At 55.0% G+C, this 24,957-nt stretch carries 29 protein-coding genes; 8 read left to right on the plus strand and 21 right to left on the minus strand.

The window, feature by feature from the left end; genetic code table 11:
* Positions 1-5: 5 nt before the first annotated feature.
* Positions 6-1,493 carry a DcaP family trimeric outer membrane transporter gene (locus tag NP603_RS07205; RefSeq protein ID WP_256610242.1) on the plus strand — a complete coding sequence of 496 codons (1,488 nt, stop codon included), beginning with the start codon at positions 6-8 and terminating at the stop codon, positions 1,491-1,493.
* 43 nt (positions 1,494-1,536) lie between these two features.
* A complete protein-coding gene (locus NP603_RS07210; protein ID WP_256610243.1) occupies positions 1,537-2,523 on the plus strand; it encodes an O-fucosyltransferase family protein in 987 nt (328 codons plus the stop codon).
* Positions 2,524-3,333: 810 nt separating this feature from the next.
* On the opposite strand, the gene ubiB is transcribed toward NP603_RS07210, so the two are convergent.
* From ubiB to hslV, 7 genes are read right to left on the minus strand one after another with little or no spacing between them, the layout of a single operon-like run.
* The gene (gene ubiB / locus NP603_RS07215; RefSeq protein ID WP_256610244.1) at positions 3,334-4,902 is read right to left on the minus strand and encodes a ubiquinone biosynthesis regulatory protein kinase UbiB; all 1,569 of its coding nucleotides are present in this window, start codon (positions 4,900-4,902) and stop codon (positions 3,334-3,336) included.
* Positions 4,903-4,914: 12 nt separating this feature from the next.
* The gene (locus tag NP603_RS07220; protein WP_256610245.1) at positions 4,915-5,550 is read right to left on the minus strand and encodes a ubiquinone biosynthesis accessory factor UbiJ; all 636 of its coding nucleotides are present in this window, start codon (positions 5,548-5,550) and stop codon (positions 4,915-4,917) included.
* Positions 5,551-5,733 carry a hypothetical protein gene (locus NP603_RS07225; protein WP_256610246.1) on the minus strand — a complete coding sequence of 61 codons (183 nt, stop codon included), beginning with the start codon at positions 5,731-5,733 and terminating at the stop codon, positions 5,551-5,553.
* A 33-nt stretch (positions 5,734-5,766) separates the two neighbouring features.
* A complete protein-coding gene (gene ubiE, locus NP603_RS07230; RefSeq protein ID WP_140910821.1) occupies positions 5,767-6,516 on the minus strand; it encodes a bifunctional demethylmenaquinone methyltransferase/2-methoxy-6-polyprenyl-1,4-benzoquinol methylase UbiE in 750 nt (249 codons plus the stop codon).
* 8 nt (positions 6,517-6,524) lie between these two features.
* Positions 6,525-6,914, minus strand: a complete 390-nt coding sequence (locus tag NP603_RS07235; RefSeq protein ID WP_256610247.1) for a gamma-butyrobetaine hydroxylase family protein — start codon at positions 6,912-6,914, stop codon at positions 6,525-6,527.
* A 6-nt stretch (positions 6,915-6,920) separates the two neighbouring features.
* Positions 6,921-8,240 carry an ATP-dependent protease ATPase subunit HslU gene (hslU, locus tag NP603_RS07240; RefSeq protein ID WP_256610248.1) on the minus strand — a complete coding sequence of 440 codons (1,320 nt, stop codon included), beginning with the start codon at positions 8,238-8,240 and terminating at the stop codon, positions 6,921-6,923.
* 3 nt (positions 8,241-8,243) lie between these two features.
* Positions 8,244-8,807, minus strand: coding sequence for an ATP-dependent protease subunit HslV (gene hslV, locus NP603_RS07245; RefSeq protein ID WP_256610249.1), 564 nt, complete (start codon positions 8,805-8,807; stop codon positions 8,244-8,246).
* Between the two features lie 215 nt (positions 8,808-9,022).
* Here hslV and NP603_RS07250 point away from each other — a divergent pair, with 215 nt between their 5' ends.
* Positions 9,023-9,460 (plus strand): hypothetical protein, encoded by a 438-nt coding sequence (locus NP603_RS07250; RefSeq protein WP_256610250.1) that lies wholly within the window; start codon positions 9,023-9,025, stop codon positions 9,458-9,460.
* Here NP603_RS07250 and NP603_RS07255 read toward each other — a convergent pair.
* From NP603_RS07255 to NP603_RS07270, 4 genes are read right to left on the minus strand one after another with little or no spacing between them, the layout of a single operon-like run.
* Complete coding sequence (locus tag NP603_RS07255; protein WP_256610251.1) at positions 9,454-9,921, minus strand: nucleoside deaminase; 468 nt, start codon at positions 9,919-9,921, stop codon at positions 9,454-9,456. The two genes, NP603_RS07250 and NP603_RS07255, sit on opposite strands and share 7 nt — an antisense overlap.
* Positions 9,918-10,982 carry a homoserine O-succinyltransferase MetA gene (gene metA, locus NP603_RS07260; RefSeq protein WP_256610252.1) on the minus strand — a complete coding sequence of 355 codons (1,065 nt, stop codon included), beginning with the start codon at positions 10,980-10,982 and terminating at the stop codon, positions 9,918-9,920. The genes NP603_RS07255 and metA overlap by 4 nt, the downstream gene beginning before the upstream one ends.
* Positions 10,983-10,995: 13 nt before the next feature.
* Complete coding sequence (locus tag NP603_RS07265) at positions 10,996-11,844, minus strand: ATPase (RefSeq protein ID WP_256610253.1); 849 nt, start codon at positions 11,842-11,844, stop codon at positions 10,996-10,998.
* Positions 11,845-11,854: 10 nt separating this feature from the next.
* A complete protein-coding gene (locus NP603_RS07270) occupies positions 11,855-12,157 on the minus strand; it encodes a DUF6763 family protein (RefSeq protein ID WP_256610254.1) in 303 nt (100 codons plus the stop codon).
* 129 nt (positions 12,158-12,286) lie between these two features.
* Here NP603_RS07270 and NP603_RS07275 point away from each other — a divergent pair, with 129 nt between their 5' ends.
* Positions 12,287-12,499, plus strand: coding sequence for a SlyX family protein (locus NP603_RS07275; RefSeq protein WP_256610255.1), 213 nt, complete (start codon positions 12,287-12,289; stop codon positions 12,497-12,499).
* Positions 12,500-12,517: 18 nt separating this feature from the next.
* On the opposite strand, the gene NP603_RS07280 is transcribed toward NP603_RS07275, so the two are convergent.
* The 5 genes from NP603_RS07280 to NP603_RS07300 form a co-directional block, all read right to left on the minus strand.
* Positions 12,518-13,840 (minus strand): D-alanyl-D-alanine carboxypeptidase family protein, encoded by a 1,323-nt coding sequence (locus NP603_RS07280; protein WP_256610256.1) that lies wholly within the window; start codon positions 13,838-13,840, stop codon positions 12,518-12,520.
* Positions 13,841-14,081: 241 nt separating this feature from the next.
* Positions 14,082-15,248 carry a PepSY-associated TM helix domain-containing protein gene (locus NP603_RS07285; RefSeq protein WP_256610257.1) on the minus strand — a complete coding sequence of 389 codons (1,167 nt, stop codon included), beginning with the start codon at positions 15,246-15,248 and terminating at the stop codon, positions 14,082-14,084.
* A gap of 3 nt (positions 15,249-15,251) precedes the next feature.
* On the minus strand, positions 15,252-17,597 hold the full coding sequence (locus tag NP603_RS07290; protein ID WP_256610258.1) for a TonB-dependent receptor: 2,346 nt from the start codon (positions 17,595-17,597) through the stop codon (positions 15,252-15,254).
* Positions 17,598-17,734: 137 nt separating this feature from the next.
* The gene (locus NP603_RS07295; protein ID WP_256610259.1) at positions 17,735-18,688 is read right to left on the minus strand and encodes a FecR family protein; all 954 of its coding nucleotides are present in this window, start codon (positions 18,686-18,688) and stop codon (positions 17,735-17,737) included.
* Positions 18,689-18,779: 91 nt separating this feature from the next.
* Positions 18,780-19,295 carry an RNA polymerase sigma factor gene (locus NP603_RS07300; protein ID WP_256610260.1) on the minus strand — a complete coding sequence of 172 codons (516 nt, stop codon included), beginning with the start codon at positions 19,293-19,295 and terminating at the stop codon, positions 18,780-18,782.
* A 540-nt stretch (positions 19,296-19,835) separates the two neighbouring features.
* Here NP603_RS07300 and NP603_RS07305 point away from each other — a divergent pair.
* Positions 19,836-20,258, plus strand: a complete 423-nt coding sequence (locus NP603_RS07305) for a hypothetical protein (protein ID WP_256610261.1) — start codon at positions 19,836-19,838, stop codon at positions 20,256-20,258.
* Between the two features lie 566 nt (positions 20,259-20,824).
* On the opposite strand, the gene NP603_RS07310 is transcribed toward NP603_RS07305, so the two are convergent.
* The 5 genes from NP603_RS07310 to NP603_RS07330 form a co-directional block, all read right to left on the minus strand.
* Positions 20,825-21,208: a ClpXP protease specificity-enhancing factor gene (locus NP603_RS07310; protein ID WP_256610262.1), complete on the minus strand. Its 384-nt coding sequence runs from the start codon at positions 21,206-21,208 to the stop codon at positions 20,825-20,827.
* A complete protein-coding gene (locus tag NP603_RS07315) occupies positions 21,205-21,813 on the minus strand; it encodes a glutathione S-transferase N-terminal domain-containing protein (RefSeq protein ID WP_256610263.1) in 609 nt (202 codons plus the stop codon). Before NP603_RS07315 ends, NP603_RS07310 begins: the two co-directional genes overlap by 4 nt.
* A 173-nt stretch (positions 21,814-21,986) precedes the next feature.
* Positions 21,987-22,628, minus strand: a complete 642-nt coding sequence (locus NP603_RS07320; RefSeq protein WP_256610264.1) for a DUF47 domain-containing protein — start codon at positions 22,626-22,628, stop codon at positions 21,987-21,989.
* A gap of 6 nt (positions 22,629-22,634) precedes the next feature.
* Positions 22,635-23,669, minus strand: a complete 1,035-nt coding sequence (locus tag NP603_RS07325; RefSeq protein WP_256610265.1) for an inorganic phosphate transporter — start codon at positions 23,667-23,669, stop codon at positions 22,635-22,637.
* Positions 23,670-23,699: 30 nt separating this feature from the next.
* Positions 23,700-24,092, minus strand: a complete 393-nt coding sequence (locus tag NP603_RS07330) for a YMGG-like glycine zipper-containing protein (RefSeq protein WP_256610266.1) — start codon at positions 24,090-24,092, stop codon at positions 23,700-23,702.
* A gap of 154 nt (positions 24,093-24,246) precedes the next feature.
* Here NP603_RS07330 and rpmH point away from each other — a divergent pair, with 154 nt between their 5' ends.
* The 3 genes from rpmH to yidD are packed head-to-tail and all read left to right on the plus strand — an operon-like array spanning position 24,247 to position 24,956.
* Positions 24,247-24,381, plus strand: a complete 135-nt coding sequence (gene rpmH, locus NP603_RS07335; RefSeq protein WP_054763660.1) for a 50S ribosomal protein L34 — start codon at positions 24,247-24,249, stop codon at positions 24,379-24,381.
* Positions 24,382-24,750: a ribonuclease P protein component gene (rnpA, locus tag NP603_RS07340; protein WP_256610267.1), complete on the plus strand. Its 369-nt coding sequence runs from the start codon at positions 24,382-24,384 to the stop codon at positions 24,748-24,750.
* The gene (gene yidD, locus NP603_RS07345; RefSeq protein ID WP_082410012.1) at positions 24,732-24,956 is read left to right on the plus strand and encodes a membrane protein insertion efficiency factor YidD; all 225 of its coding nucleotides are present in this window, start codon (positions 24,732-24,734) and stop codon (positions 24,954-24,956) included. Before rnpA ends, yidD begins: the two co-directional genes overlap by 19 nt.
* Position 24,957 lies beyond the last annotated feature (1 nt).

Raw genomic sequence — 24,957 nt, forward strand, 5'->3', positions numbered from 1 at the left:
TGATCGTGCGGCGTCACTTTTTTCTGAAATTGGCAATGCTGCTGGCATTTTGGGGGGCGTTGCCAGGTTTGGCGGCGGCTGACGACGACATCAAGGCACTCTTGGGAGCGATGAGTCGGCAGATCGAGGAGTTGAAACAACAGGTAGCGCAGTCCAATCAGCGCATCGGCCGGTTGGAGCAGGAACTGGGGCATTATCGCAACGAGCGACAAGCGCTGGCGCATGATACCGCGGCCGATCACGACCACGCTCTGCCCGCCCCGGTAGCCTCGCCCAAGAATGTCGACTCCGGGATCAAGCCGCACGCGGCGGTAGCGGTGGAAGCCGGGGATATCCGGGGGACTTTGAAGCTTCCCGGTACCGACACCTCGGTGGGTTTGGGCGGATTTGTCAAAACCGACCTGCTGTTCAGCAGCGTCAGCGCCGGGCGCGACCGCTTGGGCGACCAGCAATTGGCGATGGCGCAGATTCCGGTCGGCGCCGCCGGCGAACGTAGCCAGATTGCTTTCCACGCCAAGGAAAGCCGCTTGTGGTTCAAGTCGTTTACACCGAGTGCATGGGGCGACGTCAACACCTTCGTTGAACTGGATTTTTACGGCGATCCGGCAACCTATACTTATACTCCGCGCTTGCGCCACGCCTACGGCTCGTTCGGCCATCTGCTGGCCGGCCAAACCTGGACTACGTTTTTGAACGCGTCGGCCTTACCCGACAATCTGGATGTCGGCGGCTCGGCCGGCGCCTTGGCTAGTCTGCGTCAGCCTCTGGTACGCTGGACCGAGACGTTCACCTGGCTGGATACGCCGATGGAGTGGTTGCTGGCGCTGGAGGCTCCGCGCAGCCGGCTTTGGGTGGACAACCATCTGGAGACCGCAGCGGCGAATCGGGCCGCGGCGGGCGACCCTAATCTGGATGCAGCCTATTGGACGACGCCGAACGCCGACCGCTACCCGGACTTGGCGGCCCGGCTGAATTTGAGTCCGGAATGGGGCAACGTGTCGCTGGCCGCGCTCGCCAGGCAGTTGCGTTATACCAACGGTAACACCGGCTACCGCCAGGATGCTTGGGGCGGCGGCGTCAACCTGTCCGGCAGGATCAATACCTTCGGCTTGGATAACATCCGCTTCATGGCGCATTACGGCAAGGGCGACGGCCGCTACGTGTCTACGGCCAATACGTTCGCCGATGCCGCGCTGGATAGCCACGGCGCGATAGAGTTGTCGGAGAGCTACGGCGCTATGCTGGCCTACCAGCATTGGTGGGACAAACAATGGCGTTCCAGCGTGACTTACGGCTTCGCCCAAACCGACTATCCGTACTATGCCAATCCGGTATTGACCCGGCAGGTGCAATCGCTGCACGCGAATTTGTTATGGAGCCCGGTCAGCCAGGCCATGCTCGGTGTGGAATATACCTATGCCGACCGAGAACTGATTGATGGTCGGGACGGGATTTTGCAGCGGGTGCAGTTTTCAGCGAAATATAGTTTTTAATCGATTGAGTAATTTATTTGTCTACAAGCGATGGGGAGACGTAATGAGTTTGCGTGAACATTATTGGCGTTTTTTAGCTAATTGTAGAAATCTGGCCACTTTTATAAAGGATATGTTAAAGCCTTACTATTATCCATTACAGCAACGAAATAATTTCGGTTTTTTTGCAGTGGATATCAAGGCCAGGATTGGTTTTTTTGCTCAATTAAGCTGGTGTCTTTATATTCTCGATCATTGTGAAAGGTTAGGCCTAAAGCCGATTTTGCTCTTGTCCAGTCCGTTTTATACTTTAAATGAGAAAGATAATTGGCTGGACTATTTTTTTCTGCCCCAGTACAGTATGGATGCGTTGAAAAAAGACCGACGTATTAAGGTTAGCCATATTTCCGATATTGAACAGCTGGGTTTGCCGCAAAATGTGCCGCAAATGACTCTGGAGCGAGGTAATTATTTAATTAACAAATACTTGCCAATAAACGACTCTGTTTTGAGTTATGTTGAGGAGTTTGTAGGTGAAAACTTTGGAAAGGATTGCACGCTTGGGTTGCATTATCGCGGTACTGATAAAAAACTCGAAGCTAAACCTGTGGAATGGGACGTAGCATTGGATAAGGTTTTCATTTATTTAAATAATAACAGTCAAGTGGATACATTGTTTGTGGCTAGTGATGAACAGGCATTTATCAAATGGCTTGAAGTTAATTTAGGTCATCGCGTTCGCGTGGTTTATCACAAGGACCATGTGCTTAGCGAGAACGGTCATCCTATACACACTAATCTCAATTCCGGATGTAACTATACTAAAGGTAAAGAGGCGCTGATTAATTGTTTGCTTCTTTCAAAATGTCATGCTTTAATTCGAACGTCGTCTTTTCTTTCCGGATGGGCTAGTGTATTTAATCCTAGTCTACCGGTGATTATGCTAAATAGGCCGTATACTAATACAACTTGGTTTCCGGATTCGCTTATTTTGCAGCGAGCGATTGATGAATATCTGCCGGATAAAACCAAGGAAATTTTTGAATCCTAAGCGATTGTCAAAAAGGTAAGTAAATGCAGATAAGTAATCACGTAAATAATCATCTATAACGGATTTTAAATTGATTCCCTACGGCGTCCATTATCTTAGTAACCTCTTCATGTAACTGTTGTTTTGACCAAGTAACAAAGCGTCGCCAATGGTATTTGGCGTGTTGCCACCTTCTAAGCTCCTGTCTAATTTTTGGACAGGACAGGTTAATAACCCTGGTCAATTTTCAGCCGGAATTCGGCCTCTTACATGTTCAATTTTCAACTGGCGCCAACAATATCGGCTACCGTAGAAAATGAATGCCCCTTGTGAAGGACCAGTAACCCAAGTGCACGACGACGGTAGTCGGGATAATGATGATGTTCTGCTAATTCGTGGAGTGTAATTGGTCGCTCCTGAAACATTTCGGCTTTTTCAGGGACGACTAATTAATTTTCGGCCAAACTGATGGCAATGCAGCTGTTTTTCAACAGCCTGTTAAAAGACTGGGTCTGGTTTTCATTGAAACCATTTGCCGTAGCATGGCGAATTGAACGAGTTTGTTTATTTTATTTATTTTTCGGTATTTGCTTGACGACACGCAGCTTGATGTAGTCTCAAGCTTTGTTTGTCGGGATTCAATTATGGTGTTTACTGCGGCAATAATGCCAGTTTATCCAATGGACTGGAAATGCATGTCGGCCTATCTATTCGTCATTTGTACGTGTATCGGACAGCGGGTATGGATTTCCACGGAGGATCGTGGGAATCAGGTATTCAGATAACGATGAGAAGGGGGCGGTATCAAAGCCAGATTGAGCGGGAAAATTATTAACCTCGCAACAATGGCGATTGCAGAAGCAGCGCTGCCGTAATCAGCACCGCGGCGCCGAAGATGGCGCGCAGGGTGCCGGTGTTGTTGCGCTTGAGTTGTTTGCGCAGTTGGATCATTTCCTTTTGCTGGAGCTGCAATTGCTGCTGCATATGCGCGGCGCTCTGCAGGGCTTGAAATACCAGTCCCGGCACTTCCGGCAATTGTTCGCCGATTTCCGGAAACTTGCCCAACAATTCCTTGAGTTTCTTTTCCGGACCCACCCGTTGTTTGAACCAGTTTTCCAGGAACGGTTTGGCGGTTTGCCACAGGTCCAATTCTGGATAAAGCTGGCGGCCCAGGCCTTCGATGTTGAGCAGGGTTTTTTGCAGCAGTACCAGTTGCGGTTGTACCACCATGTCGAAACGGCGCGCGGTCTGGAACAGGCGCAGCAACAGTAGGCCGAAGGAAATGTCCTTCAGCGGCTTTTCGAAAATCGGTTCGCATACCGCGCGGATCGCCGCTTCGAATTCCTCGATCCGAGTGGTTGGCGGCACCCAGCCCGATTCAATATGCATTTTCGCCACTTTCCGGTAGTCGTGATTGAAAAACGCCAGAAAGTTTTCGGCCAGATAGCGCTGGTCGCTGTCCGACAAGCTGCCGACGATACCGAAATCCACGGCCAGGTACTTATCCGGCAGCTGCACGAAAATGTTGCCGGGATGCATGTCGGCGTGAAAGAAATTGTCGCGGAACACCTGGGTGAAGAAAATTTCGACGCCGCGCTCGGCCAGCTTTTTGAAGTCGGCCCCGCCGCGGCGCAAGGCATCGATATCGCCGACCGGGATGCCGTAGATCCGCTCCATCACCAGTACTTTACGCCGGGTCAACGGCCAATGGATTTCCGGGATATACAGCATCTCCGAATTTTTGAAATTGGCGCGGATGGCGCTGGCATTGGCTGCTTCGCGGACCAGGTCCAGTTCGTCGAGTATGGTTTTCTCGAATTCGGCGACGATTTCCATCGCCCGCAGGCGGCGGGCGTCGGCCCAGAAGCGTTCTGCCAGGCGAGCCAGTTCGTACAACAAGCCGACGTCGGAATGGATTTTGTCTTCGATATCGGGCCGCAATACTTTAACGATGACTTTCTCGCCGCTGGGCAACGTTGCGGTATGGACTTGGGCCACCGACGCCGAGGCGAGCGGCGTCGGGTCGAATTCGGCGAATGCTTCCTCGATCGACTGGCCGAGCTGTTGTTCGATGATCTTGCGGGCCGTGTCGATCGAAAACGGCGGTACCCGGTCCTGCAATTTGACCAGTTCTTCGGCGATGTCTTCCGGCAGCAAATCCTTGCGGGTCGATAAGGTCTGACCGAATTTGACGTAAATCGGTCCCAGATCTTCCAGGGTGCGGCGGATGCGCACGCCGCGCGGTTCGCGCGAGTTGCGGGTCCAGTAATTCGGCGAAAAGAACGCCAGAAACCGGATCGGTCGGAACAGATGAGTTCTGAGTACGATTTCGTCCAGGCCGTGAAACATCATCACCCAATTGATATGCATCAGGCGCAGCAGTATTTTGGGGCGAATCACGGTGTCGGTCCTTTAGTCAGACTCAGAGGTGTTGTCGGAAGTTGCGGCCAGCCGATCCAGTCGAGCGGCAAGGCGGTCGCAATCGTTGCGGCAGGCGTCGATGCCGCGGAACAGCAATTCGGCTTCGGCCTTGGCCGGCAGTTCGCGGGTTTCTTCCTGCAGAAATTCTTCCAGGTTTAGCCGCAGCGTATGCAGGCTTTGACCGGTCCAGCGTTTGCCGCCGCGGACGAAATCGCCCAGTTGCCGAGCCAGCCGCTCGCCGGTGACGCGAGCCAGTTTGCCCTGCAGATCGATATCGAGTTTTTCGAACAGGCGCTGGAATTTGCGGGCCAGTTGCACGTCGCCGGCCAGGCGCACTTCGCCCTTGAACAGCGAACGCATCGGCGTGGCGCTGAGGCCCATCAGGCCCAGCGACGATAAGGAACCGCTCAGTGTGGCGTCGGCCGCTGCCGGATAACTGTCCAGGATGCGAATAGTGTCCGTGCCGGGGCACAAAAACAGGCTGCTGCCGAAGGTATCGATCCGCAGTTCGATGACCTTGCCGGCCATCGGCGCCAGGTATTGCTCGCTGTGGCTGTCCAGAGCCAGATAGCGGGACAACGCTGCTTCCAAAGCGGAAATCATCAGCGGTTTGAGCGCGGTTGGCATCTATTGGGCCTGTTGCTGTTGTTGCTGATAGTCCCGCATGCCTGCGTTATTGATCCGATGATATAAATCGGCGAGGGCTACGCTCAGACCGACGCAGTCGAAGCTGATCCTGTCGCCGAGAAAGGAGTGCGCCCGTCGCCAATCGGCTTCGCTGATCGGATATTGCGCCTGGTGTAGAGCCATCTTCGAATCTCGCTGCCGGGTCGGAGAGGCAGCTTAAAACTTGTAGCCCCGGTGCACGGCAACGATGCCTTGGGTCATGTTGAAGTATTCGCAACGCTCCAGGCCGGCGTTTTCCATCATTTGCTTCAATTCGTCCTGCTTCGGGTGCATCCGGATCGATTCGGCCAGATAGCGGTAACTGTCCTCGTCTTTGGCAACGACGGCGCCGATTTTCGGCAGGATGTTGAACGAATAAAAGTCGTAGACTTTTTCGGTGATCGGGTCGATCGGATGCGAAAACTCCAGCACGATGACGCGGCCGCCCGGCTTCAAAACCCGATACATCGAGCGCAGCGCAGCGTCTTTATCTGTGACGTTGCGCAAGCCGAAGCCTATCGTCACGCAGTCGAAGGTATTGTCGGCGAACGGCAGGCATTCGGCGTTGACCTGGGCGTAACGGATATTGCCGGCAACGCCTTTGTCGATCAAGCGATCGCGGCCGGTGCGCAGCATTTCCGAATTGATGTCGGCCAATACCACCTGGCCGGATTTGCCGACCCGTTTCTCGAACAGCAAGGTCAGGTCGCCGGTACCGCCGGCCAAGTCCAAAACCTTATCGCCCTCGCGAACATTGGCCAGTTGCACCGCAACCCGTTTCCAAATCCGGTGGATGCCAAGCGACATCAGGTCGTTCATCACGTCGTATTGGCGGGCGACCGAGTCGAAGACGCCGCGCACCAGCGCGACTTTATCTGCCTTGGGAACCTGTTTGAAGCCGAAATGGGTGGTATTGTCGTTAGTCATGATTCGATTCAGTTGTGTAAGGGCGAGCGGCGGCTGATGCCGGCGGCTTGCAATGCTTCCAGGTAAGCCGACCACAGCAGCGGGAAGTCGGAACCCAGCTTGTACAGCAAGTCCCAGCTATAAATGCCGGTGTCGTGGCCGTCGCTGAAGATGAGTTTCACCGCGTAATTGCCGACCGGCTGAATGTCGGTAATGGTGACGTCTTCCTTGCCGGTCTGCAGAGTTTCCTGGCCGGGGCCATGGCCGACCGCTTCCGCCGATTGGGTGAAAACCCGCAGATACTCGCTGGGCATCTCGAAGATGCTGCCGTCGTCGAAATGGATTTCCAAAATCGCCGACACTTTGTGCAGCTTGATTTCGGTGGGTTGGCAATGGCAGGGAGTGATGGCTATGCGCATGGTCGGTTATAAAATGTAGCGGCTCAAATCTTCGTCGCCGGCCAGTTCCAGCAGGTGGTCATCGACGTAGGCGGCATCGATGACGACCGATTTCTCCGGTAAGTCCGGCGCGCTGAAGGAAATGTCTTCCAGCAGTTTTTCCAGAATCGTATGCAGTCGGCGGGCACCGATGTTCTCGGTCTTTTCGTTGACCTGCCAGCCCAGTTCGGCAATGCGCTTGATACCATCGGCGGTAAATTGCAGGTCGACGCCTTCGGTTTTCAGCAACGCCTGGTACTGCTCGGTCAACGACGCATCCGGCTCGGTCAGAATGCGGACGAAGTCGTCGGCACTCAGTGCATTCAACTCGACCCGGATCGGAAAACGGCCTTGCAGTTCAGGGATCAGGTCGGACGGTTTGGTCAGATGGAACGCACCGGAGGCGATGAACAGGATGTGGTCGGTCTTGATCATGCCGTACTTGGTGGTGACGGTGCTGCCTTCGACTAGCGGCAACAAGTCGCGCTGAACGCCTTCGCGGGAGACTTCGCCGCCACCCATTTCCGCGCGTTTGCAGATCTTGTCGATTTCGTCCAGAAACACAATGCCGTGTTGTTCCACGGCTTCCAGCGCCGCTTGCTTGATTTCCTCTTCGTTGACCAGTTTGCCGGCTTCCTCTTCTTGCAGCAGTTTTAGCGCGTCCTTGATTTTCAGTTTGCGCGATTTGGTGCGGCCGCTGTTAAGGTTTTGAAACATGCCCTGCAGCTGGCTAGTCATCTCTTCCATGCCCGGCGGCGCCATGATTTCGACGCCGACCGACGGTGCGGCGACGTCAATTTGGATTTCCTTGTCGTTCAAATCGCCTTCGCGCAACTTTTTGCGCATTTTCTGCCGGGTGGATTCCTCGGTGTCCGACAGCATACCGCCCTCGGCGCGCGGCAGAAGAATGTCCAGCACCTTGTCTTCGGCGGCGTCGGCGGCGCGGTTTTGCACCTTTTCCATGGCCGATACCCGCGTCATTTTTACTGCGCTGTCGATCAGGTCGCGGATGATGGATTCCACGTCGCGACCGACGTAGCCGACCTCGGTGAATTTGGTGGCCTCAATCTTGATGAATGGCGCATTAGCCAGTTTGGCCAGGCGGCGGGCGATTTCGGTTTTACCGACCCCGGTCGGACCGATCATCAGAATGTTTTTCGGCGTGATTTCGTCGCGCAGCTCCGGCGCGACCTTACTGCGGCGCCAGCGGTTGCGCAGGGCGATGGCGACCGAACGTTTGGCGTCGGCTTGGCCGACGATGTGTTTGTCCAGTTCGCTGACGATTTCTCTCGGGGTCATTTGACTCATGGTTCACTCTTGCGCCGCCGGTTGCGGTTCGGCGTCCAGTTCTTCGATGCGTAAGTTGTGGTTGGTATAAATGCAGATGTCGGCGGCGATTTTCAAGGCCTTTTCGACGATGTCGCGTGCGCTGAGTTCGGTGTTTTCCAACAAGGCGCGGGCCGCGCTTTGGGCGAAGGCGCCGCCGGAGCCGATCGCGATGAAATCGTGTTCCGGTTCGATCACGTCCCCGGTACCGGAAATCACTAAGGAGGTTTTGCTGTCGGCGATGATCAGCAACGCTTCGAGTTTGCGCAGGGCGCGGTCGGTACGCCAGTCTTTGGCCATTTCCACGGCGGCACGGGTCAGGTTGCCGCGGTGTTTCTCCAGTTTGCCTTCGAAGTGTTCGAATAAGGTAAAGGCGTCGGCAGTGGCCCCGGCGAAGCCGGCTATCACTTTGTCGTGGTACAAGCGTCTGACTTTTCTGGCATTGCCTTTCATTACGGTGTTGCCCAAAGTAACCTGGCCGTCGCCACCGATCACGACTTTGTTGCCGCGCCGGACCGATAGAATTGTGGTGCCTCTGAAGTTGGTCATAACCTGCGTAACTGAGAACGGAAAGCCGGCGATTTTACATGTTCTGAGTGGAGAAGGGTTAGAAGTTTAATAACCGCGGGCCCCGTAGGTAAAAGGCTCGGAGATTGATCAAAGCGTTAAAACTGATTAAAGTTCAAACTGCTGGTATTTTAAGGATGCGCCGCTTTTTGCGGCGTTTCCAAGATTACAACAACAATAACAACAAGAGGCTAGTCATGAATTTGTCGATTCGCTGGAAAAGCGCGCTGCTATTGGGTGCAATGGTTTTTTCGAGTGTGGCGTTGGCGTTGACCCCGGAGGAAGAGGAGCGGTTGAAGGAATGCAAACGGCCCAAGTTTCGCGACTTCGTTCCGGAGCATAAAGCCGAAGTCAATGCTGGCGTCGATTTGTCATTCCATGTTTCCCATAATGCCGACCCCTCGTCCATCAGTGCCGAGGCTCGCGGCGAGAAAATGAAAGTCGAGGTGGTCGACAAAAAGACCTTCTATTTCGTTAAATCCAAGCTGCCGCAACTCAGCCCGGGATTCGCTCGTATCCATGTCATGGCCAAGTCGGCCGAAAGCAAAGTCGAATCGGGCTGCTGGGGCCAGGATGGCTGGTTGATCAAAATCAAGGGCGAAGAGGCGGCCGCCAAGCCGGCGCCTGCTCAGTAGCGGATTTTATCGGCTTGGTCGTGCCACAGGCGGAACGGCTCTGCTGCCGATTCGATGGCCAGATGCCTCATGGCGATCTGGCGTTGGTCGGCAGGTTTGTCGATTTCGGCGTAAATCAGACTGTCGTCGAACCCGGCTCGGGCAGCGTCGTCGCGGTTGCTGGCGAAATAGACCTCGTCCAGCCTGGACCAATAGATGGCGCCCAGGCACATCGGACAGGGCTCGCAACTGGTGTAGAGCACACAGTCTTTCAATTGAAAGTCTTGCAGATACTGGCAGGCCTGGCGGATCGCCAGAACCTCGGCGTGGGCGGTGGGGTCCATATTCTCGGTGACTCGGTTGCCGCTGGCCGCAATGATGCGCTGGTCTCGCACTATTAGCGCACCGAACGGGCCGCCACCATTGTGGACGTTGAAGCAAGCCAGTTCTACCGCTTGATGTAGAAAATCCCGGTGCATCATAGTCCCAACGGGTTGTGCGGGTCGACGCCGTCCATGAACGGTAGGCGGCGGTCTTCGTTGGTGATCTGGTAGACCTTGCCCAGCCAGTTGTTGAATACGGCTTTGGCCGAGTCGCGCCAGGTGATGTCCAAACCCCCGACGATTTGCTCTTCAGGCATCGCTTTCAGTTGCCGGCCACCGTGGCGGGCAGCCTGGACGTGGCTGGCGTAGTCGGCTAACAGTCTTTGCGCCGCCTCGTCGAAATAGTGTTCCGGATACGGCGGATAATCGTCGCGTTCGGCTCGGTAATAGCGCAGTACCTCGCGTTTGTACTCTTTCAACAAGCTGATGTCATCGTATTCCGGGTGGCCCTGGAAGAACACAATGCGAAACCCGTCCGGGCTTACCGCCAAATGCACCCCGGCCTGGTCGCTGGCGACCAAGACCTTCAGGCCGTGTTTTTCCATGTCGCTGCGGAATACTTCGTTGAAGCGCGAATGCGGCACATCGAAGCGGGTGTTGATTTCGGCAACTAGCGGGTGACTGCGGTCGACCACCTTGTGCGAGTAGACGCCCCAACGTTTCGCCGGCAACCGGGTGCGTTCGACGCCGTAGCAATGTTGAATCAGGGCATGGGTAGCGAGGCAGGAGCAGAGTACCGAGGTGACGTTTTCCTTGGCCCATTCGAACACTTCGGTCAACGGCCGCCAGAAATCCTCTTCCTGCAAATGGTCGTGGGTGACGTTGGCGCCGCTGATGATCAGCGCATCCAGACCGTCGCGTTTGATTTGCTCGAAGCTTTCGTAATACTTGCCGATATGCGCCAGGGCCTCGGGGCCGCGTTCCAGACCGTCGATGGTAAACGGGTGCACGTGGAATTGGGCGATTTGGTTGCAGGCGCCGACCAAGCGGAAAAACTGGCGCTCGGTGGCTTCAAGCGCGGCGTCCGGCATGATGTTCAGCAGGCCGATATGCAATTCGCGGATCGATTGGTGGGTGGCCCGCTCCGGGGTCAGAATTTCTTCGCCTTCCTCCTGCAAGCGGCGGAAGGTGGGTAATTCGGTATGAGCGACTAAAGGCATGGCAGTGGCCGGCTCAAGTGCTTTCGCGGGCGATCGCCGCGGCGATCAGCTGCACGAAATCGTCCTCGGTTTCCACCTTGGCCGTTTCATCGGCGCTGACCGTATAACCGTACCGAGCGGCGATTGCCTCGTAACGCGGCACGCGGGCCTTGAACAATTCCGGAAACACCCAGCTGACGAATTCGTCGGGCGGGATTTGGTCGGTATTTTGGTAGCCGCGCTCGCTCATGAATTGCGCCAGCTTTTCGTCGACGAATTCCGGTCGGTAATACAACGGTTTCGGATCTTGCTTGGCGCGATCGATAATGGTCTGTTCCAGCGCCGGCGGAATTTTGATGTAGACGATCAGCGTATGCTTGGCCAGGTTTTCCAGCACTTCCGGACAATCCAGTTCGCAGACGCTGCCGCCGGCATCGTTGATGAAATGTTTGTAGCCGTAAATGGCTTCGGCTTTATGGATGAAATCCGGCACGTCGTTCATCGCAGCGACTTCGGCCTGGTGGTGCAAGGCCTGGCGGCGCTTGAATTCGGCCTGGGTCAAGCCGCCTTTGTTGGGGTCGCCGATTTTGCCGAGGAAACTGGATACCGGCGCCAGATTGTCGACGGTGATATTGCTGCAGATATAGATCGAGTCGGACTTCAGCAGGTCCCGCAAAAACGGCACGCCCATCGCTTGCTGCTTGATGTTGTCCAGGATCGGTTCTTCCAGGTATTTGGTGCCGATCCGATAATCGCCGGAATAATGGAACCATTTGTCTTTGGGCAGTTTGGCCGATAGCGTGGTCTTGCCGGCACCGGACATGGCCAGCAGCGTGATGCTTTTGGACTCCCAGTCCAAAAACTGTTGCGGGGTCATTCTCATAAGGTCGTGTTCAATCCAAAAAGTCGCTGATATCCAAATCTTCCGAATCCGCGCGGCTGTGGCGGTCCGGGTCGGTGTAGCCGAGATCGTCGGCTTCCAGATCGTCGAACGGTGCGCTCCAATCGTCCGGATCTTCGATGTAATCGATGGTCGAGCTGTACCAAGAATCGTTGTCGTATTCGCCCAAATCGCCGTTCGCATATTGCACTTCGATGGATTCGTCGGCTCCCTCGATTGCCACTACCTTGAAGGTAAGATTGCTTTCCAAATCTTTGTACCAACGGCCGATGACCGGATCTGCAATGGTTGTCATGGTTGCATCCTCGCTGTGTTGATGTGGTGGGCAATGATAGCGAGTTTAGCAGGGCGGTGCGAGTGCGGGAGCGCAAAACCGCGGCTAAATTCGATTAGAATGGCGAAACTCGCTAACTTTCACTCCGTTATGAACGAAGAACGCATTATCGAATTGGAGATTAAACAAGCTTATCAGGAAGACCTGATTCAGGCTTTGAACCAGGTGGTGGCCGACCAGCAGAAACAGATCGGCAAATTGGAAGAAACCTGCAAATTGCTGAACGACAAGATCAAGAGTTTGGCGTCGAGCATGGCAGACCGGCCGTTGCTGCCGCTAGACGAAAGGCCGCCGCATTACTGAACGGCGGCCGATTCAAGACTAGGAGTGGTTGCGGTGGCGGCCTTTGCTGCGGTTGCCGGCCGCAGCCACGGTTTGCTTGGGTTGCGGAAACGAGCTGCAATCCAGGTTTTTGCCGTGCAGGCGGCGGCAGAAGTCCCGGCTGTCGTCCTGTTGCAAGCCGGTCCATTGGCTGAGCCAGAGCGTGCCTCTTTTGTTTTTGCTTTTGACGATGCGCGGTTGGCCGTTTTTCGCCAACGGGCCTAACGCATTGCGGACCCGCTGCAGGTTGACGTCGGCGTCGATTTTGCGCGGAAAGCTGCCCAAGCTGACGTTCCAAGATGCGGCGCTATAGCGCGGCTGCGGTTTGTTTGCGGCCAGCAGCCGGCGCTCCCGGCCCTCCGGCGTTTCGTTGATCCGGATCGGTTCGTAACGGCTGATGCTGCCGGAATCGGCGCCCATTTGCTCGGCGCTGCCGGCACAACGGTTGGAGGCTAATTGAAACGGCGGCGGCGATTGGGCGATATCGTGCAATTGCGAAATGTGTTCGCCGAATTGGTTGTTGGCAGTTTTGGCAAACCCAATGTCCAACAAATTGCTCATTTGTTCGAAGCGTTCGCCGCTGCTGTGGGCGCCGAGCAGCACGCCGATGATCCGGTGGCCGTTGCGTTTGGCCGAAGCGATCAGGTTATAGCCGGAGCCGCAGGTAAAACCGGTTTTGAAGCCGTCGGCGTCGGGGTAGGTTTTCAGGATTTTGTTGGTATTCGGCATTACCCGGCCCTTGTAGCGGAATTCGGTGGCCGAGAAGTAATGGTAATACTGCGGGAAATCGCGCAGCACCGCCGCGGATAGCAACGCCAAATCGCGGGCGCTGCTGATTTGGCCGTCGTCGGGCAGGCCGCTGGCGTTTTCGAACGAACTGCTGCTCATGCCCAAGCGGTGCGCGGTTTGCGTCATCATCGCCGCGAAATTGGATTCGGTTCCGCCCAATCTTTCCGCCAACACCACCGCCGCATCGTTGGCCGAGCGGGTGGTGACGGCCATGATCGCTTGTTCTACCGTTAGGCTCTGCCCGGCGCGCAAGCCCAACTTAGAACTGGGCATAGACGCGGCGTGTTTCGAGGCGTAAACCGTATCGGTTAGTTTTAGGTCGCCGGATTCCAGCGCGGCAAACGTCATATACATGGTCATGACTTTGGTCAGCGAAGCCGGGTACCAGCGCTGGGTGGATTCGTTCTCGTGAATCACCCGGCCGCTGTCGGCGTCGATGACGATCGCCGCGTAGCGGGCAGCCGCAAACGGGCTTTGCAGCATCAGGCAAGCCAGGGATATCAGGGCTAAATGGGGCTTAGGCAGGGCGCTCAAGTTATTACTTTGCTCCAGGAAGGTAATGTAAGCTTATGACGACATTATTTAATCAGAAATTTCAATTTCGACAAAGGTGGATTTCTTTCCGGTGCAGATAGATTCGGCAGACCGAGTGGCAAATTTTTAGCCGAATCGCCGCGGCAGATTCGCTAACTGCGGAGTACCGTGCCTAGCTGGCGACCGAATTTGCCGGAACTAGGCAACATTCGGGAAAATACCGAAGCCGAAGGCGCTCGGATCAGGCGCTGCTGCGGAGTTTGAATTTGTGATGGGCTCGGCGTTTTTGCAGCCAGCGAATCACGCCGGTGACGAACAGCAGCGGACAGGCCAATCCGGAAATTAGCACCAGCAATTGCCCGGTCAAACCGAAGGCTTCGCCGGTATGCAAGGGGTGCAACCAGTTGATCAGTGTGTCGGAACCGCCGAGATCGGCGGGATTGCTGACCGCCAGTATCCGGCCGCTGTATTGGTCCACCCAGACATTGGTTTTCGGGAAGCGTTGGCTAGGCTCGCCGTCTTGGCGCAGATTGATGCGGAAACTGCCGCCGGCATCGTGCGGGGTTTCTATCCAGCATAAGCGGGCGCCGGGAAAAACCGACTGGCCGGCAGCGACCGCTTGATCGACGCTAATCCGTTGTTGGCCGGACGTTGTCAGTGAGGATTGCGGTTTGGGTGTGGACTGTAGCGGCGAGAAATAGCCGAATAGCGGATTGACGTATTGTGGGATTTCTAGGGCAACGCCGGTTAGCGCCAAAACCAGCATCACGATGAAAGTGTAAAAGCCCGCCAATTTGTGCAGATCGTAATTCAGCCGTTCCTTGCTGGCGTTGGCCTTGAATGTCAGCGCGGTTTTTAGTTTGCTTAACGGCGGCCACCACAGGTAGAGGCCGGAGATCAGCGAAACCAGCAATATGCCGCCGACAATCGCCATCAAAATTTTACCGGGCTCGTCCAGCAACAGTTTGTAATGCAGGTCGTATAGCCAGGTCATCGCAAACTCGCCCCAAAAGCGGTTAGCCAGCACTTTGCCGGTGTATGGGTCCAGCGAAACCATCAGCGGCGCAAAGCCGTGGTGGGCGGTTTCTTCCGGTTTGTAATAGCGGGCGGTGACGGCGCGGTGCGGGTCTGCAGGAATTTCCAGCCGCCAGCCGCGTTGCCGGCCAGGTTCCGCCTGGCGTAAAGCCTGGTACAGGGCTTCGTAGCTTTGCCGCTGTGCGCCGGGCTGGGCGATCACCAATTGCGGATTCAGCCATTCGTCGAGATCGAGATAGAACACCAACAGGCTGCCGGTCAGGCCGACGACGGCAATGACCACGCCCAAACTCAGACCCAAGTAGAGATGGACCGCCAGCCAAAGCTGGCGGGCGGTCTGTTTCCTTTTGGCTTTTAAAGCAGGCGAAGCCATGTTTTAGTAGTCGAACTTGACGTTGACGGCGCCGTAGAAGGCGCGACCGTCACCGGGGGAGTACATTTGTCCTAGGCTGGCATCGTAAAACACATATTCACGCTGCGTATCGGTCAGGTTTTTTACTTGAAATTGCAGGTCAACTTGCTTTGTAAGCTGATAACCCAGGTCCAAATTCAATAAAGCATAAGCTCCATATTTCGGTAGCCTATTTGCTTGGTCGGCAAACGAATCATCCTGCCCTGTAGTCCAAAGTGAAGTTTTTAACGCGGGTGTAATTGCATAATCAATACCGCCTGAAAACAGATAATTTGGGGTGCTGATAATTTGATTGCCGACACTGTAGCTTGTGTTTGCAGGCGCAGTTTTTACCTTTGCTTCCTGCAACGAGTAGGCAACCCAAATGCTTAGCGGGTCAACTGGATTGAGTCTCGCTTGAATATCGACACCTTGTCTCGTAGTGGCTCCAAGCAGGACCGAATCGTTATTTGCGCTGTTTAACACGCGACTGGATTCGTTGGTAGCATCCTGCATCCAATATGCTACACGCCCTTCAGCCCAATCTACCGGATGGACTTTTACCCCGACTTCCCAGCCGTCATTGATTGATGGGCCTATGTCAACGGCTCCGCGTAGCGTTTTATAAGTTGCACTGCCGACGCCGACTTGAAAAGTCCGTCCCCAGTTGCCGTAGAGGCTGTAGCCCTCAAAGGGAGTTATCACCATGCCGATTTTTGGCTGGGAAATTACTCCGTAGTCATTAATATTGGATTTAATACCCGTTATTTTATCTGTAAATCCGCCATCTATTTGGTCGGCGCGATAACCTGGAGTTATTTTTAGCCATTTTGTCGGTTTAATAACTGCTTGTACATATCCACCATATACTAGAAAGTCGAATTCTTGGTTACGTAGCTCCGATAGTCGGTTTGTAAAGACGGTGCGGTAACGATTGGATTTATTTTCTTGTTGCTGAAAGTCGAAACCGGATTCAAGGATAAAGTCCTCTAGCCATTCGATAACCGGATGATAAGTTAGAGACGTAATGGCTCCAAACTGGGTTTCTTCACCACCACGTTCCTGTTGCCTTAAACTTGCTGGAGTGAGGGGGTTATTTCCGTTAAATTTAACGAAGCGTTGGTCGTCGTAATAATTGCCGTAACTTTTTATCGACCAAAATAGTTGATCTGTAAAGTTGGCGTCCAGGTGAACGCTGACTTGTCCGACACTGCGTTTGCCGCCATCAGTGGCGTTTCTCGGCAGGGATTGCGTTGGATCGGCCAGTTGCTCCTCATAAGTCAAATAACCAGGTTCTTTTGAGTCTGCGTCGCTCCAGCGCGCACTAAGGCCAATTTTGTACCGATTATCATCGCCAGTATAAAACCATTTTCCAGAGAAACTATTTTTCTCCGAATCCCCGTGATCGCGATAGCCATCCAATCCGCGGTAAGAGATAGCGTAGTTTTGAGTAAATCCATTTTTTTCAATACCTAAGCCGGATTGGATTTCATGCGTTCCGAAGCTGCCGTAGCTAATTCGACCTTTTACATAATTCCCCCCTGCAGCGGTTCTGATATTTGCATTACCAGCAATATTATGCAGGCCGTAGCGAGGGTCGTTAGTGCCTCTTACTATTTCAATTGATTCGATATCTAACGGAAATAAGGCGTCTATAAACGGCATGTTGCCGTCGTTTGTATTGCTCGGAATTCCATCGATTAATAGTTTTACAGCGTTGATATTACCTTCGCCATTAAATGCTCTAAAAGAAAATTTACCGGTGGTAGTTCCTTGGCCGAACTGTGTGATTTGTACGCCAGGCATCCGGTGAAGCAGATCGTAAGCGGTTATTACGTTTTGATCTTGAATTTTGTCGGCATACATGATGTCGACGGAAGTGGCGATGTCCTTGCTGGTTAGTTTATTGCCATCCTCGCGGTCGCTAACTGTCACTTCGCCTAGCTCGAATATGGAGTCGTCACGCACGCTTTGCGGCTTGGGCGCCGGCGGCGCCTTCTTGATGGTAATGACGCCGTCGCCGACGTTTTCGAACTGCAGCCCATGCTTGTTCAGCAAACGCTCCAGTGCCTGCGGCACGCTGAATTCGCCGTGCAGGGCGTCGGCTTGAATGCCATTGACCAGCGAGTCCGCATAAATCAACTTGGCGCCGCTGGTTTTCGCCAAACTGTCCAGGCTGGCGGCCAGGCTTTGCGCCGGCAGATCGATTTGGCTCGTTGCCGCAGTGCCGGCCCGGGTATTGCCGACGATTGCCAGCGATAACGCCAGCATCGGCGCAACGATGCGATGGCCGTTGCTCCGGCGGTAGGATGGATTGGTTAATCCGGTCATTGTCGTCTCCTGGTTGATGAAGGTAGGCCAGGCGGTTGCTGGCGATACTGTTCATAACGAAGCAGGGCGGCGAAACTGGACAGCGGCAGCGAAAAAATTTTCGGCGGGGCGGGAAATGCGCGATGCGGTGGATGCGGTTAGCGTTTATGCAGCACGATGGTGTCTTTGCCGCGCTGCACGCGTACCGGCAACATGCTTTGCAGCGCTTGTAAAAACGGTTGCAGATCGCCGGCATCGAAACGGCCGCTCAGGGTTTGTTGGCCGAGCGACGCATCGGCGAGTACGAAATGGAGATTATGGTAACGCTCCAATTCTTTGATCACTTCAGTCAGCGGCGTGTGATTGAACAGTAACTGGCCGCGGGTCCAGGCCAACACCGGCTCGGCATCGATTTTTTCCGGCGCGCGCCAGCGTCCTTCCGCATCAAGGCGGCGGCCGAAGCCGGCGCTCAACACTTCTCCCAACCAACTGCGGCCGAGGCGCAGTTCCACTTCGCCTTCCAATACCGAAACCGAGGTTCCGCCAGCGTCCTGGTGGCGCACGTTAAACAGCGTGCCGATGTCGCTGATGTGCAATTTGCCGGCATGGACCCGAAACGGGCGCCAGCGCTCGTGAGCCACGTCGAATACCGCTTCGCCCTGTTCCAGATCGATTTCGCGGCGCAGCCACGAGATGCGGGCGTGCAAGCGGGTGGCAGTGTTCAATTGTAGGCGGGAGCCGTCCGCCAGGGCGATTTCGCGACGCTCGCCGATTCCGGTTTGGTGGATTGTTGTCGGAGCCGAGATTTCATGCCATCCCACGCCCACTATTGTCGCGAGCAATACTCCGGTCAACAGTGGTCCGCCATGGCGCCAGCGCTGTGGTCGGGCGGCGCGAGCATGTTCCAGTTCCGGCAACTCGCCCGATTTCAGCTCATCCAGATTGCCCCAAACCCGCTCGACCTCGCTGAAGGCTTGGCGATGCACCGGGCTTGCCGCCAGCCATCGTTCGAAATTTTCGCGTTGTTCGGGAGCGACCTGCTCGGACTGTAAGATGACGAACCAGGTGGTGGCTTGTTTCAGGTGGCGTTGTGAGGGCGTGGTTGCGGTCATCGGCAGGTTTCGGACGGGTGGGCGACGAGCGGGACGAGTGTACCCGATGTTCGAGTCGGATAGTCAAGGCATTCCCCGATGCCGCTTGCCGTTATGGCAACAAGTCGCGGCAAAATTCGTGGCAATGCAGCATCGCTTTAACCAATTGGCGTTGCACGGTCTTTTCGGAAATGCCTAGTTGATCGGCTATTTCCCGGTAACCGAGTTCGTCGATTTTGCGCAGCAATAAGATGTGCCGGCATTGAGTCGGCAACGCGGCGATCGCTTCCAGCACACGTCGATAGCGTTGGTTGACGATCGCTGCATATTCCGGTTGCGGCAACGGGCAGGGAGCGTCGTCCGGCAAGGCTTCCAGTTGCGCGTTATGGCGCTGGCGATGGCGGACGAAATCGATCGCCAGCCGCTCCGCGGTGCGAAACAGGTAACCGCTGAGATTCTCGGTATGGGCCAGTCCATCCTTACGCAACAGGCGTAAATAGGTTTCCTGACTCAAGTCCTGTGCCGTGTCGGGGCATTTGACGCGCTGTAACAGAAAATGCACGATCGCTTCCTTGTGGTCGCGAAACAGTGCGGCAACCTGATCGGCGGGAATGGCGGCAGCGGACAAGACGGGCTCCGGTTACAGAAGATGGAGCCCGTTGCAAGCAATTTATTTGCCAGTCCTGTTGCCGAATCGGCAGTCCCGGATTTTAAAGCCAGCGCGGGATAACGCAGCGGGATTTCGCCGGGAAAAAATAATTAATCTAAGTTAAATGGCTCAATGGGTTCGGCATATCGCGCAGGTTCGATGCTGGAATATGGTCGGCAACAGGTGAACGGCGCGGCTGAAATCGGTCAAGCGCAAGCGAATTTTAGCCGGAGCCGGGTTTGCTATACCATGCCGCGACCATGGATAAAAGTTATAAGGGGAGCGCTAACCGTTACCGCACCGATTACTACGACCCGGATTCAGAAAGGCGGCTTCGATGGCGACGGCATCCGTTCGTACGGCAGTTGGGGTATGTTCAACTACTCGGCGTTCCGGGCCAACGGCGTTTACTAAAGCGCCGGCACTTCGGTTGGTGGTCGGTTGGGCATGATCTTGGGGCAAAATGCGTTCAGGATTCACGGATGCAATCCGGAAGGGATCGAGTTCGGAATCTCGCATTTGACCAAATTGGATGGCCAGGACCATTTACGCAACACCTTCGACGGGGTCGACTTTAGTATGGGTTACGGCATGTTGCGGGTGCGGAACGAAGTTTTATTGATGCAAGCTCATTTATTAAGGCCCGCGTTGTACGATGCCGCGGGGAATACCCTCGATTTCGGTAAACCACATCAGCTCACCTATCATTCGACGCTTATTGCAGATTTAGAGGCGTTGGTCCGGCGGCCGGTTCAAGCATTCGCGCGTTACGGCCGGTGGCAGCCCAAGACCCATTATACCGTCGACGGTTATGACGGTTCCATCGTCAGCATCAACCCGGTTTCGCTGTTCAGCCTGGGCCTAAATTACAAATTTAACGATCATTTGCGAGTCAAGTTCGAATATACCGATTCGTTGGCAACCGAAACCCAAGAGCATTAGTTCGACAAAAAAATCGGAATGGCGTAAATGGTCGTGGTCTTTTGAGATGGATAAGCGGCTTAACAAGTTAGCGCGCTGGCTGGCGGTCGTGTTGTGGCTGATGCAAAATTCCCTCGCGCAGGCCGAAGCGGCAAATCCGCACAGCATAGGCGCTGGCCAGCCGCAAACGGATTGTAACGGCTGCCACAAGGAACTGCCGCCGTTGAAGGACGACAGTTCGTTCAATACCCAGACCATACAGTTGCTTGGTCGGGGTTCAAGCGGGATGGCATTGCGATGTGCTCCGCCTGCCACAATCCGGACCAAGGGCATACCTTGTCTGGACCAGGGCTTATCGGAATCCATACCTCGCTCGCCAATTACAAACAGAGCAACTTTTAAGGGCCGACGGATTGTTAAAATTTGCCCGCATACCCTAGGGTTCGCCGCCATTTTTAAGTCGGATCATTTGCGTAATGCGGGGCTGTTGAACGAGGCGTCGCTCTGGAGGGGACCGTGTCAAATGGTGCCGCTAACGGGGATGTTGTAAAGCAACAGCGTAGGTCAAAGGCTGCCGGCGCTTGCTTTTATTTAACGACTCGCAACTGCGGCTTTTGCGGTGGTTTGGGTTCGGGAGGCGCCGGCGGGGTTTCGTCGTCGGTCTCGTCCGGATCGAAGATCATGCCTTTGCCGTTTTCCTTGGCGTAAATCGCCAGTACGGCCTTACAGGGAGCGACGATACGCATGGCTTTGCCGGCAAAGCGGGCGTTGAATTGTATTTCGTCGTTACCCAAATTCAGACCCTGAATCGCTTCCGGTCGGATGTTCAGGACGATGCGGCCGTCTTCGACGAAATCGGTCGGCAGCACCACGCCGGGATATTCGGCATTGACCAACAAGTGCGGAGTAAGGCTGTTGTCGACGATCCATTCGTAAATGGAGCGAATCAGATAAGGTTTTAATGGGGTCATTTGCTTGCAAATTGCATCATGTCTTTTTCTTCGCGGCTCAAGCTTTCCTGAAACGCTTTGCGGCCGAATAAACGGTTAGCGTAGGCGGTGATGCCTTTGCCCAGCCCGGCGATGTCGATACCGATACTCGGCAGGCGCCATAGAAACGGGGCCATCGCGCAATCGATCAGGGAATATTCTTCGCTCATGAAATAAGGGGTTGCTTCGAATACCGGTGCCGCCGCGATCAGGCTTTCCCGCAACATTTTCTTGGCTTTTGCCGCTTTCTTGTCGCCTTGAATCTGGACTTCTTCCAACAACGGGTACCATTCTTGGTCGATGCGTTTGATCAACATTCTGGCGTTAGCGCGGGAGACCGGATCCATTTGGTGCAGGGCGGGGTGGGGAAAGCGTTCGTCGAGGTATTCCATGATGATGCGGGCGTCGTAAAGAACCAGGTCGCGTTCGACGAAGGTTGGCGCGGTGCCGTTCGGGTTCAATTCCAGCAAGTCTTCGGGCGGATCGTTCGGGTCGAAAAATTCGATGTCGGCCGGTACCCCTTTTTCATGCACCACCAGCCTGGCGCAGTGGCTCATTATGCAATTGGCCGAGCTGAAAAGAGTCATTGCGGATTTTCGGCTGGAGATGTTTGCCACGAATTGAACCTCTTTGAGAAACGGTATTTGAATCGCGGCTGATTGTAGCATGGATGATTCGGCTTTTGGGGGCGCGGCGGAGCCCTGAAACACCGGAATTCCGCCGGTTGCAGCCCTACCGGAACGTCTTTGCGGAGCAGGTGTCAGCCGAGTTTGACGATGATGTCTTCCAGCACGTTGGCCGTGTCGTGGACCTTGTCGGCGGCATTGGAAAGATGCCGGTAGAGCTCGCGTTGTTTGAACATATTGAGGTAATCGTTGCCCTGGAATAAGTCGGCGATGGCCTTACGGTACATTTTTTCGATGCGTCGCTCCGAATGGCGGGCGGCAAAGGCGTGCGGTTCGGCGCCGCGCGGTTGTTTTCCCAGCACCGCAAAGCCTTTCTCCAGGGCATGGATGCCGATCTGCAATTCCTCTACCATCGCCAGCGAATGCCGGTCCGGCGCCAGATGCAGCGCTTCCATTTCGTTGTAAGTGCTCTTGCAATAGGTGACGATACTGTCCAGCGCGGCGATCGCCCGGTAAATGTCTTCGCGGTCCATCGGTGTCGCGAACGAGCTGTTCAGTGCGTGCAGATTGCGCATGCGCAGACGGTCGGCTTCGTGTTCGTCTTCTTTCAGCATTTCGCCGGCGGCTACGCATTCGGTGGCCATGAACCGCGCCAGGTTGTCGACGGTGACGCATACCTGGCGGCATTGTTCGTGCAACAGCAAGTAAAAATCGGCCGTTTTCGGAAAGATCCTGTGCAGAATGCGCGAAATGGCAGAGCTTTTCTGGTTTGACATGGTGGTTTATCGTCCCATCGCGGGTAATTGGCTGATCAATTCATAACTCAAACTTGCGATCAGTGCCGAACCCGGAATCGTAATCAGCCAGGTTTCCAGTATCTCCCAGGCTTTGCCCCAATGCACGGTACGCGGCCGTTCCGAGGCGCCTATACCCATGATCGACGCCGCGACCACATGGGTGGATGAGACCGGCGCACCGCACAACGAACCGGCGAATATGGCGCAGCAGGCGCTCAGCTGCGAGTTCAGGGCGTGAATCGGCCGAATCTTGTAGATCGAAAAGCCCAAGGTGCGGACGATGCGCCAGCCGCCTGTCAGCGTACCGGCCGTCATTGCGCCGGCACAGAGCAAGATCACCCACATCGGCACCCGAAAGCTATCGATGGCGCCGCCGAGAAGCAGAACCAGCGTCAAAATGCCCATGCTTTTTTGGGCGTCGTTGCTGCCGTGAGCGAAGGCCAGTGCCGCGGCGGTCAGCCATTGGCTTTGTTGCAAGCGTTTGTTGATGCGCGGATGGGCTGCGCGCAGTAAAAACAGGGTCAGCCGCTGTAATACGAAGCCGGCCAAAAAGCCCAATAGTGGCGACAGGCACAAGGCGAGCAGGACTTTGCTGAAGCCGTTGAATTGTCCGCGGCTAAGTTCCGAGAATCCCCAATCAATAGGATCGACGCCGACCGAAATCAGTACGGCGCCTATCAGTCCGCCTATCAGAGCGTGCGAGGACGAAGACGGTAAACCTTTCCACCAGGTGAACAAGTTCCAGGCGACGGCGGCGAACAAGCCGGAGATGACGATAGTCAAGGCTTGGCGTTTGGGGATGTGGGATAAATCGATCAGGTTGCCCAGCGTGTTGGCGACGGCCGAGCCGCCCAGCAGCGGCCCGAGAAACTCGAAGCAGGCCACGACCAACACGGCTTGGAGCGGAGTCATCGCCCGAGAGGCCACGACTCCGGCAACGATATTTGAGGCGTCGTGAAAACCGTTGGTATAGTCGAATGCCAGCACGATCCCAACGGCAATCACGACGAGCGGTATCAAGCCCTCCAATATCAGTTGCCAGCCTCGTCGTCAGTTGATCACGTTATGGCCGCGTTGCCGCAAGCAATTGCGGTAAGCATTCTTGTAACTGTCGTTGGAGTGGATGCCTTGTTGCGCCGCACCGCCGATGCCGCCGGCGGCGGCGCCAATCGCGGCGCCTTTGCCGGGGCTGCCGGTTACGGCGCCGATCGCCGCGCCGCCGGCTGCACCGATCAAGCCGCCGACGCCGGCGCCGATTGCGGTGTCTTTGACTGTGCTGGCCGATTGCGAGGCCAACTGTTGGCATTCCTGCATGTCTTGGTTCAAGCGGTAGGCGTTTCTGTCGTTGTAGGTATCCACGGTCGGCGTCCAGCCGGTGGTGGTCGCGCAGCCGGAAACCAATAATCCGGTTGCCAGTACTGATGGTAGCAATAGTTTTTGCATGTCATTTCTCCTATATGTCCGGCGCTGCGGAAGTGGGCCAGAGATTAGCCGATTTCGCACCAATTTGGAATCGGGCAAGTCGAATTGACAGTTGCTCGCCCGTTCACGTATGATTCGCAGCCTTTTTATCCGTTATCAATCAGGGCAGTACCTCATGAAAAGAACATACCAACCCAGCAAAATCAAACGCGTCAGAACTCACGGTTTTCGTGCCCGGATGGCTACCGTCGGCGGCCGTAAAGTGATTAACGCGCGCAGAGCCAAAGGCCGCGCTTCGTTGACGGTTTAATTGTCGGCGGAAGGTTTTGGCTTTCCCGATCAGTATCGGCTAGGGACGCCCGCTGAATATAAAAGAGTATTCGCCAATCCGGTAAAATCGACCGACAGGTATTTTACGGTACTGGCAGTGAGCAATTGCCTGGCCCATTCGCGTTTGGGCCTGGCTATCGCCAAAAAAACCATAAAAAAAGCAGTCGCACGGAATCGCATAAAAAGGGCTGCTAGGGAAAGTTTCAGATTACAGCGGCAACACATCGTCGGCATAGATATTGTAGTTTTGGCGCGGGGCGACGCAGCTAACGCAGCCTCGCCGATATTGAGGAAGTCATTGGAAAGGCATTGGCTAAAACTGGTAGAGCGATGCGATTCCTGCTCATAACCCTGATCAAGGTATACAAATACTTCATAAGTCCTTTGCTGGGGCCGAGATGCCGTTTTTATCCCAGCTGTTCAAGTTATGGCTTAGAAGCAATCCAGCTGCATGGTGCTTTCAAAGGCTCTTACCTCACGCTTCGCCGATTATTGAAATGCCACCCTTTTCACGAGGGCGGCATTGATCCTGTTCCGGAAAAATTGAGTAAATAAC

Origin of the sequence: Methylomonas aurea (assembly GCF_024505045.1) — a bacterium.
Taxonomy (GTDB): Bacteria; Pseudomonadota; Gammaproteobacteria; order Methylococcales; family Methylomonadaceae; genus Methylomonas; species Methylomonas aurea.